General features: G+C 55.8%; 11 protein-coding genes. 7 read left to right on the plus strand and 4 right to left on the minus strand.

What is annotated here, in order from left to right; genetic code table 11:
• The first annotated feature begins 513 nt into the window (after positions 1-513).
• From ASD46_RS18755 to ASD46_RS18770, 4 genes are all read left to right on the plus strand, one after another.
• Positions 514-1,770, plus strand: a complete 1,257-nt coding sequence (locus ASD46_RS18755; protein WP_244434349.1) for a TylF/MycF/NovP-related O-methyltransferase — start codon at positions 514-516, stop codon at positions 1,768-1,770.
• A gap of 366 nt (positions 1,771-2,136) precedes the next feature.
• Positions 2,137-2,631, plus strand: coding sequence for a ferritin-like domain-containing protein (locus tag ASD46_RS18760; RefSeq protein ID WP_003515270.1), 495 nt, complete (start codon positions 2,137-2,139; stop codon positions 2,629-2,631).
• A 347-nt stretch (positions 2,632-2,978) separates the two neighbouring features.
• Positions 2,979-3,668: a fumarylacetoacetate hydrolase family protein gene (locus ASD46_RS18765; RefSeq protein WP_025593457.1), complete on the plus strand. Its 690-nt coding sequence runs from the start codon at positions 2,979-2,981 to the stop codon at positions 3,666-3,668.
• 37 nt (positions 3,669-3,705) lie between these two features.
• Complete coding sequence (locus ASD46_RS18770) at positions 3,706-4,239, plus strand: gamma carbonic anhydrase family protein (protein ID WP_025593458.1); 534 nt, start codon at positions 3,706-3,708, stop codon at positions 4,237-4,239.
• 39 nt (positions 4,240-4,278) lie between these two features.
• Here the strand turns inward: ASD46_RS18770 and zur are convergent, their stop codons facing one another.
• Genes zur through znuC form a run of 3 tightly spaced genes read right to left on the minus strand, consistent with a single transcriptional unit; the run spans position 4,279 to position 6,408 of the window.
• Positions 4,279-4,683 (minus strand): zinc uptake transcriptional repressor Zur, encoded by a 405-nt coding sequence (gene zur / locus ASD46_RS18775; protein ID WP_025593459.1) that lies wholly within the window; start codon positions 4,681-4,683, stop codon positions 4,279-4,281.
• The gene (znuB, locus tag ASD46_RS18780) at positions 4,680-5,498 is read right to left on the minus strand and encodes a zinc ABC transporter permease subunit ZnuB (protein ID WP_025593461.1); all 819 of its coding nucleotides are present in this window, start codon (positions 5,496-5,498) and stop codon (positions 4,680-4,682) included. The genes zur and znuB overlap by 4 nt, the downstream gene beginning before the upstream one ends.
• Positions 5,491-6,408: a zinc ABC transporter ATP-binding protein ZnuC gene (gene znuC, locus ASD46_RS18785; protein ID WP_025593463.1), complete on the minus strand. Its 918-nt coding sequence runs from the start codon at positions 6,406-6,408 to the stop codon at positions 5,491-5,493. The genes znuB and znuC overlap by 8 nt, the downstream gene beginning before the upstream one ends.
• 104 nt (positions 6,409-6,512) lie before the next feature.
• On the opposite strand from znuC, the gene znuA reads away from it, so the two are divergent.
• On the plus strand, positions 6,513-7,499 hold the full coding sequence (gene znuA / locus ASD46_RS18790; RefSeq protein WP_025593466.1) for a zinc ABC transporter substrate-binding protein ZnuA: 987 nt from the start codon (positions 6,513-6,515) through the stop codon (positions 7,497-7,499).
• Positions 7,500-7,520: 21 nt separating this feature from the next.
• Here the strand turns inward: znuA and ASD46_RS18795 are convergent, their stop codons facing one another.
• Positions 7,521-8,573, minus strand: coding sequence for a LacI family transcriptional regulator (locus ASD46_RS18795; protein ID WP_019566256.1), 1,053 nt, complete (start codon positions 8,571-8,573; stop codon positions 7,521-7,523).
• A 499-nt stretch (positions 8,574-9,072) separates the two neighbouring features.
• On the opposite strand from ASD46_RS18795, the gene ASD46_RS18800 reads away from it, so the two are divergent.
• Complete coding sequence (locus ASD46_RS18800) at positions 9,073-11,538, plus strand: beta-mannosidase (protein ID WP_060642575.1); 2,466 nt, start codon at positions 9,073-9,075, stop codon at positions 11,536-11,538.
• A gap of 123 nt (positions 11,539-11,661) precedes the next feature.
• Positions 11,662-12,693 carry an L-glyceraldehyde 3-phosphate reductase gene (gene mgrA, locus ASD46_RS18805; protein WP_013636166.1) on the plus strand — a complete coding sequence of 344 codons (1,032 nt, stop codon included), beginning with the start codon at positions 11,662-11,664 and terminating at the stop codon, positions 12,691-12,693.
• Positions 12,694-12,834 lie beyond the last annotated feature (141 nt).

Here is a 12,834-nt window from a genome sequence, read left to right on the forward strand (position 1 = left end):
CGAGCAGCACCAATGTTCATGACTCTCGGTCACTATCACGGCGAGAAGATAATAGACGTCTCGATTGATTATACCGCGCAGATCCTTTGAAAAAAAGGCGAGCGTGTAGTTTTTAACAAGGCGAAGAAATTCGACCACAACCCTAACGCTGAAGAATACACGGTTTCTCTAGACCGAAATCGATGAGGCTGGTGGGCTTGAACGGTTGAATTCGGATCGCTTAACGCTATCCGATGCGAACGACCGCTAGGTCAAAAATTGTGGGCGATGCTGCCGCTCGTCACGAGCCTCAGCTCGTTCTGGGAACAATTCCCAAGGTCGCGCATTAGTGGTCGTAGACGGCACTAAACACGTACCAATACGCCAAGCAGCGCGGGCGTCGTCCAATTCTTAATGCAGATTACTTTTCGGGCTCATAGAGTCGGACCGAAGTTCGGTTCCGAAATGAGAAATTATATAATCGCCTGACCAGTATTCTCTGATCGACGTAATATTAATTTTTGTGGGGCGCGGATGAGTTTTGGTTCGAAATTTTTGAAAAGTTTGTTTCAAAGTTCTCGTGAGGCGGAGCTTGAAAAATCATGGCCGACTGATTTTTACTCAACTGTTCCACATCGCTATTCCGTAAATCTTCACAGGTACAAAAAGATAGAGGATCAGCTCGATCCCAAAGCATTGTCGAGCGGCTTTACTCACAATGAAGAGCATCATAAACGTGACATGAACCGCTTCTTCACGTTTTGCCTCATATATGATCAAATTAAAAAAGAAAATATATCGGGTGATATCGCTGAACTTGGAGTATATAAGGGAAACACATCTTATATATTGGCGAATTTCGCAAGGGCGCTGGGGCGTACTGCATATCTGTTTGATACGTTCGAAGGCTTCGATCCCAAAGATATCCAGGGCATTGATTCATCGATCCCCTTGCAGTTTTCCGATACCAGTCTTGAAACGGTGCGGGAATTTGTAGGCGAGGACAACGTCGTCTACGTAAAAGGGTATTTTCCAGAGTCGGCTACGCAAGTTCCGGACAACCTAACGTTTTCCGTCGTTCATCTTGATTGCGACCTTTACAATCCGATGATGAGTGCGCTGAACTATTTCTACCCAAGAATGGTCGAAGGTGGTTTTATCGTTGTCCATGATTATTCGAGCTTGCATTGGGACGGCGCCGAGAATGCAGCTGACGAGTTCTTTTCAGACAAGCCTGAATGTTTGATACCATTAGCGGACAGCGGCGGCAGTGCGATAGTGCGAAAGGCACGGGCATCCTCCGATAAATTCAACAATTGGCGAATTAAGCGACTTCATGATTTGTCGGTAGGAGCCTGGGTTCCCCCCCGACTTTTAAAAACTTATTTGAAAGACGGATGGGCGGAAGTTGAAGACTGGGGCGTCTGGGGCCTGGGCGAACGCCATACGATGTCCTTGATAATTCCATTCGTACCGGAAACGGCCATTAGACTGATATTTGATGTCGATGCTCTCTTACTTGGCAGACAGATAGAGCAGACTGTTGCCGTTCTGGTCGATGGTACCAATGTTGCCGAGTGGAAATTTACATCCAAAAATAAACGCGGCGATCGGGAATTGATCATTCCTTTACACTTGCTGCGAAGGGACCAGAATGATGAATCTCCCCCGACAATCTTCTTCGAATTTAGACCCGAGTTTTTTACATCTCCACATTCCCTGAAGCCATCAAGTGAGGATACGCGTCCGCTTGGACTTGCGATTCACAAATTGAAGATAGAGGTTGAGTAGAGAAACTGGCCATTGCCCCATTTCGAGAAGGTCTCGGGTCTTTTTTTGCCGCTGGCTTTTCTGAAGGGGTACGCTACCCGCAAGCAATGATCAACGATTGAGTTTTCCGAGGCATCGTCTTGCAAACTCGCACATATATCAGGGCGGAGAACTCGGCCTCTGAACGATCGTCTGGTCGCTGGCGGTACCCACCTGCTCCTGCCGCAAAAGAAGATTAAGTTCGGTCGGCCAGCCGGGAATTCGTCTAACAAGGAGGTCGGGCGCGAATATGTGATTGTCTTTGTGTTTCGGCTACCAGGTGGTGACGGGAACTAAGCCCGCAACTGCGCGTTGTCTAAATGGTAATCAACAAACCGGAGGAATCCCATGAAAACACTTGCGGACATTTTCGAGCACACATTGCAGGACGTCTACTACGCGGAGAACGCTATAACGAAAGCGTTGCCCAAAGTCGCGAAGGCAGCCAAAAGTGCCGAACTAAAGAAGGCCGCCGAGGATCACCTTGCAGAGACTAGGGATCAGATCAAGAAGCTTGACCAGGTCTTTAAATCCATTGGCAAGAAAGCCTCCGGGGAAAAGTGCGACGCCATTGAGGGCTTGATCAAGGAGGCCGAAGGTCTCATGGAGGAGGCAGAAGGAACTGCGCTCGACGCTGGCCTCTTGGCGGCCTGCCAGGCAGTCGAGCACTACGAGATCGCTCGCTACGGTTCGCTCCGCGAATGGGCGAAGGATCTCGGCCACGATGAAGCCCACAAAATTCTGAGCGAAATCCTCGACCAGGAGAAAGCAACGAACAACAAGCTGACTAACCTTGCGGTGACGGCCATCAATAAGACGTCCGCCGCCAAGAAAGCTGCGTAACTCGCGTTTGCGAAGGTCTCCCCAATTTGGGAGACCTTACTTTTTTGAACACTTAAAACGCGAGCCCTACCCCTCCTTCAAGTCTCATCTTGAGCCCACCTTACTGCAGCCTCGACGCGAGCCTAAATTTCACACCTCGTAACCGCCGAATCGAGAGACCTGTAAGAGCTGCTATTTTCACTGAGCAAATTCGATCATCGGGTGCCAAGGCTAAGATTTTTTCGCCGTTTGCAAGCGCTTGTCTGTACCGGAACTACCTCTTTACGGCTGCGGTCATTTTGAACTGGAAATCGCCCAGGAATCGGGGGACAAGACTTGCAGTTCTAAAAAAGACGACAGGAAATCCCATGGCCGCCACCGTCATTCCAGTTCCAGAACCCGTTCTTCTGCCCGTAGAGGGCACAAACGAGATGTTCCCCGTGCGGCGGGTCTATTGTGTCGGCCGCAATTATGCCGATCACGCCATCGAGATGGGCCACGATCCTTCAAGGGAGCCGCCGTTTTATTTCCAGAAAAATCCGGACAACCTTCTGCCTGCGGGTCAGGATTTCCCCTACCCTTCGCTGTCGTCGAACGTGCATTACGAAGTCGAATGCGTCGTGGTGTTGAAAAGCGGCGGTACGGATATTCCGGCAAGCGATGCGCTGGGCCACGTCTGGGGTTACGCGGTTGGCATCGATATGACACGCCGCGACCTTCAGGATGGTTTGAAGAAGATGGGACGCTCGTGGGAGGGCGCAAAAGCGTTCGAATATTCCGCGCCGGTCTCCGCCATCGTTCCCGCAGACAAGATCGGCCATCCGTCGACCGGTGCGATCTGGCTCGATGTCAATGGTGAGCGCAAGCAAACAGGCGATCTTGCGCAGATGATCTGGAAAGTGCCGGAAGTGATTGCCGAGCTTTCCAAGCTGTTCACGCTTGCCGCTGGCGATGTCATCATGACCGGCACGCCCGCAGGCGTCGGCCCTATCGTGCGCGGCGATCGGATCGAGTGTGGTGTAGACGGTGTCGGCACTCTGTCCGTAACGGTCGCCTGATCACTATCGGCGCATAATCGAAAGGGAGAGAACCGCCATGCCGCTTTATCGCCTCGCAGATCGGGTGCCTCAGACCCCCGCCACGGATCGCTACTGGGTCGCACCCGATGCGAATGTCATTGGCTCGGTGATACTTGCCGAGGATGTCGGCATCTGGTTCGGCGCGACGCTGCGCGGCGATAATGATCCAATCAGCATTGGTCGCGGCACCAATATTCAGGACGGCGTGATGGTGCACAGCGATCTCGGTTTTGCCGCCACGATCGGCGAAATGTGCACTATCGGCCACCACGCCATCATCCACGGCTGCACCATCGGCGACAATTCGCTCGTCGGCATGGGCGCAACGATCCTGAACGGCGCAAAGATCGGCCGCAACTGCCTGGTCGGCGCCAATGCGCTGGTGACGGAGGGCAAGGAGTTTCCAGACAATTCCCTGATCGTCGGATCGCCGGCGCGTGCCGTACGAACGCTGGATGACGAGGCCGTCGCCAGCATCCACCGCTCGGCGGAAAATTACATCGAAAACTGGAAGCGTTTTTCGAAGGATCTGGAAGTCATCGAAGAATGACGGATGGCGGGCAAGAACGTCCGCTGTCGCCAAACAGTGTTACCCCGCGCAGGCGGCACACAGACCACGAATTTCGATAGTGGTCTTTTCCGCCTTGAACTTGCTGTCCTTGACCCAGCGCTCGAGGCGATGGTCGATCTCGTGATCGTGGAACTCGTTCACCTGCCCGCAGGATTCGCAAATGGCAAAGGCGACGGTGCCATGATGATGCGAGCAGCATTCGGCTTGCGTATGGGTGCAGGCAACAAAGGCGTTGAGGCTTTCAAGCCGGTGCACGAGACCATATTCCACCAGCTTTTCCAACGCCCGGTAGACCTGCAGCGGCGCGCGAAAACCATCATCGCGCAGCTTGTCGAGGATCACATAGGCGCTGAGCGGCGCATGCGCATTCGACAGGGCATTCATGACCAGCGACTGGTTTTTGGTAAGGTTCTGCGCATTCATGACTTGCCTCCTTCATCTGCGGAGCGGGAAAAACCCGGTGCCGGCAACAGGCTTATAACGAACAGGATCACGGCGGCAACCACGATGGACGGTCCTGATGGCGTGTCGTAACTCAGCGATCCGAACAGGCCGCCAACGACGGCAACCGCTCCAATCACAGACGCGACCACAGCCATCACCTCAGGCGTGGAAGAAAAACGTCTGGCTGTCGCCGCCGGTATGATGAGCAGCGATGTGATCAACATGATGCCGACCACCTTCATGGCGATGGCAATCACCAGCGCCATCAACAGCGTGAAGATGAGCTTGGCGCGTTCAGGGTTCAACCCCTCGGCCTCGGCCAACTCGGTATTGACTGTGGAGGCCAGCAGAGATCGCCACAGGAACACCATGGAAACCAGCACCACCAGCCCGCCGCCCCAGATCAGCGCGATATCGCTGCGGGTAACGGCCAGAATATCCCCGAACAGGAAGGAGACGAGATCGATGCGCACCCAGCTCATGAAGGCAACAATGACGAGGCCGATCGCCAGCGCCGAATGAGAGAGTATGCCGAGGAGCGCATCGGCGGAAAGCGCCTGCCGCCGTTGCAGAAAAATCAGCAGGATCGAAACCGCCGAGGCTACAAGAAAGACGCTGACGATGAGGTTGATCTGCAACAGCAGCGACAGCGCAACGCCAAGCAGTGCCGAATGGGCCATCGTATCGCCGAAATAGGCCATGCGCCGCCACACAACGAAGCAGCCAAGAGGCCCGGCGGTGAGCGCAACACCGATGCCGGCGATCATGGCGCGAACGAAGAAATCGTCAAACATGCCGCTCTCCCTGCTGGTGGCTTGAAGTGGCGTGTCCGTCATGCTCGTGGCCGCAGCCGCAATCCCCGTGGTCATGATTATGGTCGTGATGCTGCTCATGCGCATGATGATGGCCATCATCGGGGTGGCAATGTTCGGTCACCGAACCATCCGCGTGCTGCACCCGGCCATCGGGCAGATGGGTGTGGTCGTGATGGTGGCTGTAAACGGCAAGCGCCTTGGCGGCCGACCCACCGAAAAGCCGCATATATTCCGGGCTCTGGCTCACCGCCTGCGGCGTTCCCCGGCAGCAGACATGGCCGTTCAGGCATATTACGGTATCGGTTTCCGCCATGACCACATGCAGGTCATGCGAGATTAACAGAATTCCACAATTATTTGAATTCCTAATATTTTTTATCAAATCATAAAGCGCGATCTCCCCGGAGAAATCAACACCCTGCACGGGCTCGTCGAGAACCAGCAGATCAGGCTTGCGCGCAATGGCGCGGGCAAGAAGCGCCCGCTGGAACTCTCCGCCAGAAAGATGCTGCACCTCCGCGTTTGCCAGATGCGCGATACCCGTGGCGTTCAGCGCGGCGTCGATTTCGCGCGCGGGAAGCGGCCCGGTCAGCGTCATCAACCGGCGCACAGACAGCGGCATGGTCCAGTCGACCGAAAGCTTCTGCGGCACATACCCGACCCTCAGACCGGCAATGCGCGATACCGCGCCTTCGCTCGGCTTCAAGACCCCGATCGCCATTTTCGCGCTGGTTGATTTGCCCGAACCGTTCGGCCCGATCAACGTGACGATCTCACCCTTGCTGACGGAAAACTCCACGCCGCGCACGAGCCAGCGACCGTTGCGCTGCACGCCGGCATTGGAAAGTGATACCAGTATCTCTTTGCCCGCATGGGCGGAATGAAGCATGGGATTGTCCGATCGGCGATGTTGCTTACCGCTATCGCATACGTTATAGAGTTACGCAATAAATGTAATAACATAACTATACTTCTTCAAGTGGAGTGCATTTCATGAGATCGTTCGTGATCCCGCTCATGGCATCGGTAGCAATAGCGGCGGCCGCCTCCGGCGCCACCGCCGCCCCAAATGTCGTGGTCTCGATCAAGCCTGTCCATTCCCTCGTCGCGGCAATCATGCGTGGCGTGGGCGAACCGCAACTCATTGTCGACGGCGCAGCCTCGCCGCATACCTATAATCTGCGGCCTTCCAATGCCCGCACGCTGGAAAAGGCCGATCTGGTCTTCTGGGTCGGGCCTGGACTGGAGGCATTTCTGCAAAAGCCGCTGGAGGCGTTGACCAGCAAGGCAACAGTGGTCGAACTGGAAGACGCCAAGGGGCTGGAAAAGCTTCCCTTCCGCGAAGGCGGCCCTTTCGAGGCGCATGACGATGGCGAAGAGGCCCATGGAGAACATGCCGGCCATTCGGACAGCGAAGACGCTCATGCTCATGATCATGCGCACGATGACGGCGACCATGAACACGGCGCGTACGACACTCATCTGTGGCTCGATCCGGCCAACGCCAAGGCCATGGCCCAGACGATAGAAACCGCGTTGATTGCCGCCGATGCCGGCAATGCGGAAACCTATCAGGCCAATACGAAAAAACTGATCGACGATCTCGATGCGCTCGACAGCGAAATTGCGGAAACGATCAAGCCTGTGAAGGACAAGCCCTTCATCGTCTTCCACGATGCCTATCAATATTTCGAGCATCGCTACGGCGTAAAAACGGCGGGATCGATCACCGTTAGCCCCGAAACCCTGCCCGGTGCCGATCGCGTCAGGGAGATGCAGGAAAAGGTTCGCCAACTTGGCGCGACCTGCGTTTTTGCCGAACCGCAATTCGAGCCGAAACTGATCTCCGTCATAACGGAAGGCACGGCGGCAAAGTCTGCGACGCTCGATCCCGAAGCGGCCACGCTTGAACCGGGTCCCGATCTCTACTTCAAGATGATGCGCGGCATCGCCGGCTCGCTGAAGGATTGCCTGTCCTGATCCGGACAGGCGTTCCTTCTATCAAGGCTTCGGCGCCATTGAGGACCAGACCGGGCGGCTGATGCTTTGCAGCGTTTCTGGCGGCGCACCGTTGATGCGTGCCAGCAGAGCCTTGGCAAGCTCCCTGCCCGCAAGCTTGATGTCCTCGTTGACTGTGTGGATTTGCGGCTGGATCCAGTTCAGGAATTCGGCGGACTGTTTCGACACGATATCGATATCCTTGCCGATCCTGACACCGGCTGCCTCAAACCCCGCCACAAGCGCAATCGTGCTGCTGCCGCTGATGGAGACAATGCCGTCAGGGCGATCGTCTGATTGCATCAGGCGCTTGCCGAAATCGCGGATCTTGTCGAGCGGCGTCTCGATGGTGATGGCATCCAACGGGAATTCGGAAACGCCGAAATCCCTGATACCGCGAGTGAACCCCTTGCGGGCGTGGTCGTGGAACGCAAACCGCGATGGCGGCACTATGATGGCGATCCTCTTTCGCCCACATTGCGCCAGCCGCTCCACGGCCTCATAGGCATAAGCCTCGTTATCGAAATCGTGATAGGCGTGCTCAATGCCCATGTCGGACCGCCCATGGGTAACGAAGGGCATTTTGCGCTCCGTCATGAAACGGACGCGCGGATCGTTCGGCTCGATTTTGGAGATGATCACCCCGTCCGCGGAACCGGTCTCGAGAATGTAGCGGATCGGCACCATGGAATCCTTGGCGTGGGTGTGAGGGGTAACGACGAGGTGATATTGCGTCGTCGCCAGGACCTCGGTGATGCCGAATACCATCTGGCTGGTGAAGCCCATCAATTCCTCGTCGACGCTCAGCACCAGCGCGATCACATTGGTCTTGCCGGTGCGAAGGCGCACACCAGCTCGGTTCGGCTGGTAACCGATCTGCTGGGCAATCAGCCGCACGCGCTCCTTGGTTTCCGCGCCGATGTCAGGCGCATCCTTCAGCGCGCGTGACACGGTGGTGATGCCAAGACCCGTCATGTAGGCGATGGTCTTCAAGGTCGGGCGCTCGCCCGTTGTCGCCTTCGCTTCGTCCCTGCCGGAATTACCAGTATCGTTCATGTCATTTCGCCACGCTTTGCAGAACAATAATCATAGATAGCTTTTTGTTTCTTGCAAAGGCAAACGTCGCCGGTCGCCGTCACACCCGATCCGGTCTTCGGGCCTTTGGCTATAACGATGTAGGTCGTGGAAAATATCGAACGGGCTTATCCCTGATTACGGGCCTTACACGCTCTCGAAAATTCTGCTCAAGAGAGAAACAATACCAAGAAACTAGATTAATTAGTATCAATAATTAATTGATATTTATAAATAAAAGTCAATAGATATCAAGGCATCCGTACCCGTGGTTTTCCAATAGTACCAACGGGCATTTTTCGCGCATGAAGTTTCACTCCGAAGACATGACGGAACGATTGTTTTACGGTAACGTTGCCGGAGGGAGGAGATTGCCGAGCTGAGCGAGCTGGATAACGGCTGGCTGGCGGGCATGCATCTTCCCCAGATTCCGACACAAGCCTGCGTCATAATGGCCAGCTTATCCTATTTGAATTCGTCCATGCAGGGTCCCATCATGATTTCTTCCTCCACGCCCGAAACCGTCATCGATCTGGCCGGGCTCTGGCGCCTGACCTCGCTGGAAGGAGACCATACGACCGACCTTACCGTGCCGGGAGACGTTCACAGCGCACTCAAAAACGCGGGCATCATTCCAGACCCCTATCACGGTGCAAATGAAAATGCGGTGCAATGGGTCGCGCATCGGGACTGGATCATAGAGCGGACCTTCATCCTCGATGACGCCGATGCCAGCTGGTATCTCGATATCGATTATCTCGATACCGTCGCGATCGTCTTCGTCAACGATGTTCCGGTCTTGAGTTCGGACAATTGCTTCCGACGTTACCGTCCCGATGTGTCTCGCGCCGTGCGGCCCGGTGAAAACACCATTCGTATCCATTTCCACTCCAACATCGCAGCCGGGGCGGAACGGCAGGCGCGGCAACCTTTTTACATTCCCTATCATGAGGGCAACTCGCCGATTGCCAACGGCAACATGTTGCGCAAGCCACAGTGCCATTTCGGCTGGGACTGGAATATCGCGATTGCTCCGCTCGGCCTTTACGGCAAAATCCTGCTGAAGCGCCTCGATACGGCACGGGTCGAACACGTCGTCACCTCACAACATCATGTCGAGGGCGGCGTCGAGCTGCATGTGGCAATCACGCTGTTTGCCGAAGGTCCGCCGAGCCTTCCGCTCTACCTTTCCCTCAACGACGAAAGGCTGCGGCTTGATTGCGGCGTGGGTGCGGGTGAGACGGTGGTGCGCCACGTTTTCTTCGTGGAAGACCCCGCGCTCTGGTGGCCGGCGGGCAGCGGCGAACAGACGCTCTACACGTTGGCGGTGGAGTTGCCGGATGAAACCGTCACCCGCAGGATCGGCTTCAGGACCATTGAACTTCTGACGGAAAAGGATGAGGCCGGTAGCCGATTTGCCTTCCGCATCAACGGTCGGGAAATCTTCTGCCGTGGCGCGAACTGGATTCCGTCCGATGCGCTTTATTCGCTGACCAGCCGCGAAAAAACCGAAGACCTTCTGTGTTCGGCCGTCGAGGCCAATATGAACATGATCCGCGTCTGGGGCGGCGGGTTTTACGAGGAAGACTGGTTCTACGATCTCTGTGACCGTCTCGGTCTTCTGGTCTGGCAGGATTTCATGTTCGCCTGCAACCTTTACCCCTGCAGCGAAGACTTTCTCGACAATGTCGAACACGAGGTCGACTATCAGGTAAAACGCCTGTCCTCCCATCCGTCCATCGCGCTCTGGTGCGGCGACAACGAATTGGTGGGTGCCCTCACCTGGTTCGAGGAGCCCCGCAACAACCGCGACCGTTATCTCGTGGCTTACGACCGCCTCAACCGCACCATCGAAAAGGCGCTGAAAAAAGCCGCCCCCGAAGCACTCTGGTGGCCCTCCAGCCCGGCTTCAGGCTACCTCGATTATGGTGATGCCTGGCATGCGGATGGTTCCGGCGACATGCATTACTGGTCCGTCTGGCACGAAAACAAATCGTTCGACAATTACCGCTCGGTCAAGCCGCGCTTCTGCTCCGAATTCGGTTTTCAGTCCTACACTTCCATGCCTGTCATCCGCACCTATGCGGAAGAGAAAGACATGAACATCGCCTCCCCGGTGATCGAACTGCACCAGAAGAATGTCGGCGGCAATGAGCGCATCGCTGGCACCATGTTCCGCTATTTCCGCTTTCCGAAGGATTTCGAAAATTTCGTGTATCTGAGCCAAGTGCAGCAGGCGCTGGCCATCCGAACCGCGGTCGACTACTGGCGCTCGCTGAAACCCCATTGCATGGGAACGCTCTACTGGCAGCTCAACGACACCTGGCCGGTTGCCTCATGGTCGAGCCTGGATTACGGCGGCGGCTGGAAGGCGCTGCATTATGCTGTCCGCCGGTTCTTCCAACCGGTCTCGGTTTCCGCCATTCCCTCGGAAGACGGGCGCCGATTAAGTTTCTCCATGGTCAACGACACCGCGGAAGATGTCGAGATCGACATGAATATTGTCGCCCTCACCATGGAGGGTAACCGCGTGCCGCTGAAATCCGCCAACGGCACGTGCGCAACGGACAAGGCTGCGACGCTGACAGAAATCAACATGGACAGCCTGCCTGATGGTTCCATTCTTGCCTGGAACTTCATAGCATCCAACGGCATGACAGGCGAAGGCCATCATGTGCGCGACACCTACAAGTCTCTGGAGCTCCAGCCCGCTGGGCTGACGTTCTCCACCGCCACATTGAAAAACGGCCAGCTCGAAATCGATGTCACCGCAGCCGGTCTTGCCCTCTTCGTCATGCTGGAGGCCGATCAGCCCGGGCGTTATTCCGACAATCTGTTCGATCTCGCAGCGGGCGAAACACGTCGGATCATCTTCACCCCGAAGGAGGGCAGCGGACAGCCGCAGTTCCGTATCTTCGATCTTTATACCTGCCAATCCTCGCATTGAAACCACGCGGCGAAAGGCTTAACCATCCTTAGCGGAACGGCAGGCAACGTTGCGCCTGCCCTCATCTTTCAAAGGTTTGCCGGCTTCTCCGGCAACCGTTCATCAGCAAGTGGAGGAAGACCCATGGTTTGGCAACCGGCCGAAAACCGATATACATCCATGAAATACAATCATTGCGGAAAGACTGGCCTAAAGCTGCCGGCGATCTCGCTCGGGCTGTGGCACAATTTCGGCAACGACACACCGCACCAGACCAAACAGGCCATTTGCCGCCGCGCCTTCGACCTCGGCATTACCCATTTCGATTTGGCCAATAATTACGGCCCACCACCCGGCAGCGCCGAAACTGCCTTCGGCGAAATTCTGAAGACGGATTTTAGAGGCTACCGCGATGAAATGATCATCTCGTCCAAGGCGGGCTACAACATGTGGCCCGGTCCCTACGGTGAGTGGGGCAGCCGCAAATATCTGATATCGTCCTGCGACCAGAGCCTGAAGCGCATGGGGCTGGACTACGTCGATATCTTCTACTCCCACCGTTTCGATCCCAACACGCCGCTTGAGGAAACCTGCGGCGCGCTGGACCAGATCGTGCGCTCGGGCAAGGCGCTCTATGTCGGCATCTCGTCATACAACTCGAAACGCACCCGTGAGGCCGCCGCGATCCTGAAAGATCTCGGCACGCCCTGCATCATCCACCAGCCGAGCTACTCCATGATCAATCGCTGGATCGAGGAAGACGGTCTGGTCGATACGCTGGAAGATCTTGGCATTGGCTCCATCGTCTTTTCGCCGCTGGCGCAGGGCATGCTGACGACGAAATATCTGGGTGGCGTGCCTGATGGTAGCCGTGCATCGCAGAGCAAGTCACTCAACCCCGCCTTCCTCAACGAGCGCAATGTCGAAAACATCCGCGCGCTCAATCGCATTGCCGAGCGGCGTGGCCAAACGCTCGCGCAGATGGCTATCGCCTGGGTGCTGCGCGGTGGTCGCATCACGTCGGCGCTCATCGGTGCGAGCCGTGTCGAACAGGTCGAGGATTGCGTGAAGGCACTCGACAATGCCGACTTCTCCACAGAGGAGCTTGCGGAAATCGACGGTTACGCGAAGGACGCGGATATCAACCTCTGGGCAAAATCCGCTGAACGCGTCTAATACTTGAAACAGGCTGCCCGGTTTCCAACGGGCAGCCTGATCGACGCAAAAACTGGACTGAAATCTCCAACAGAAAGATTAACGTCCCCGTCTAACCATTAACAACCATTACATAAATGTAATTTTAAATTCAGTTTCCGT

Source organism: Rhizobium sp. Root491 (genome assembly GCF_001427205.1).
Taxonomy (GTDB): Bacteria; Pseudomonadota; Alphaproteobacteria; order Rhizobiales; family Rhizobiaceae; genus Agrobacterium; species Agrobacterium tumefaciens.

Bases quoted from the DNA above. Each gene is read 5' to 3' on its own strand.
- ASD46_RS18755 (WP_244434349.1), top strand. From the start codon at position 514: ATGAGTTTTGGTTCGAAATTTTTGAAAAGTTTGTTTCAAAGTTCTCGT.
- ASD46_RS18760 (WP_003515270.1), top strand. From the start codon at position 2,137: ATGAAAACACTTGCGGACATTTTCGAGCACACATTGCAGGACGTCTAC.
- ASD46_RS18765 (WP_025593457.1), top strand. From the start codon at position 2,979: ATGGCCGCCACCGTCATTCCAGTTCCAGAACCCGTTCTTCTGCCCGTA.
- ASD46_RS18770 (WP_025593458.1), top strand. From the start codon at position 3,706: ATGCCGCTTTATCGCCTCGCAGATCGGGTGCCTCAGACCCCCGCCACG.
- zur (WP_025593459.1), bottom strand. From the start codon at position 4,683: ATGAATGCGCAGAACCTTACCAAAAACCAGTCGCTGGTCATGAATGCC.
- znuB (WP_025593461.1), bottom strand. From the start codon at position 5,498: ATGTTTGACGATTTCTTCGTTCGCGCCATGATCGCCGGCATCGGTGTT.
- znuC (WP_025593463.1), bottom strand. From the start codon at position 6,408: ATGCTTCATTCCGCCCATGCGGGCAAAGAGATACTGGTATCACTTTCC.
- znuA (WP_025593466.1), top strand. From the start codon at position 6,513: ATGAGATCGTTCGTGATCCCGCTCATGGCATCGGTAGCAATAGCGGCG.
- ASD46_RS18795 (WP_019566256.1), bottom strand. From the start codon at position 8,573: ATGAACGATACTGGTAATTCCGGCAGGGACGAAGCGAAGGCGACAACG.
- ASD46_RS18800 (WP_060642575.1), top strand. From the start codon at position 9,073: ATGCAGGGTCCCATCATGATTTCTTCCTCCACGCCCGAAACCGTCATC.
- mgrA (WP_013636166.1), top strand. From the start codon at position 11,662: ATGGTTTGGCAACCGGCCGAAAACCGATATACATCCATGAAATACAAT.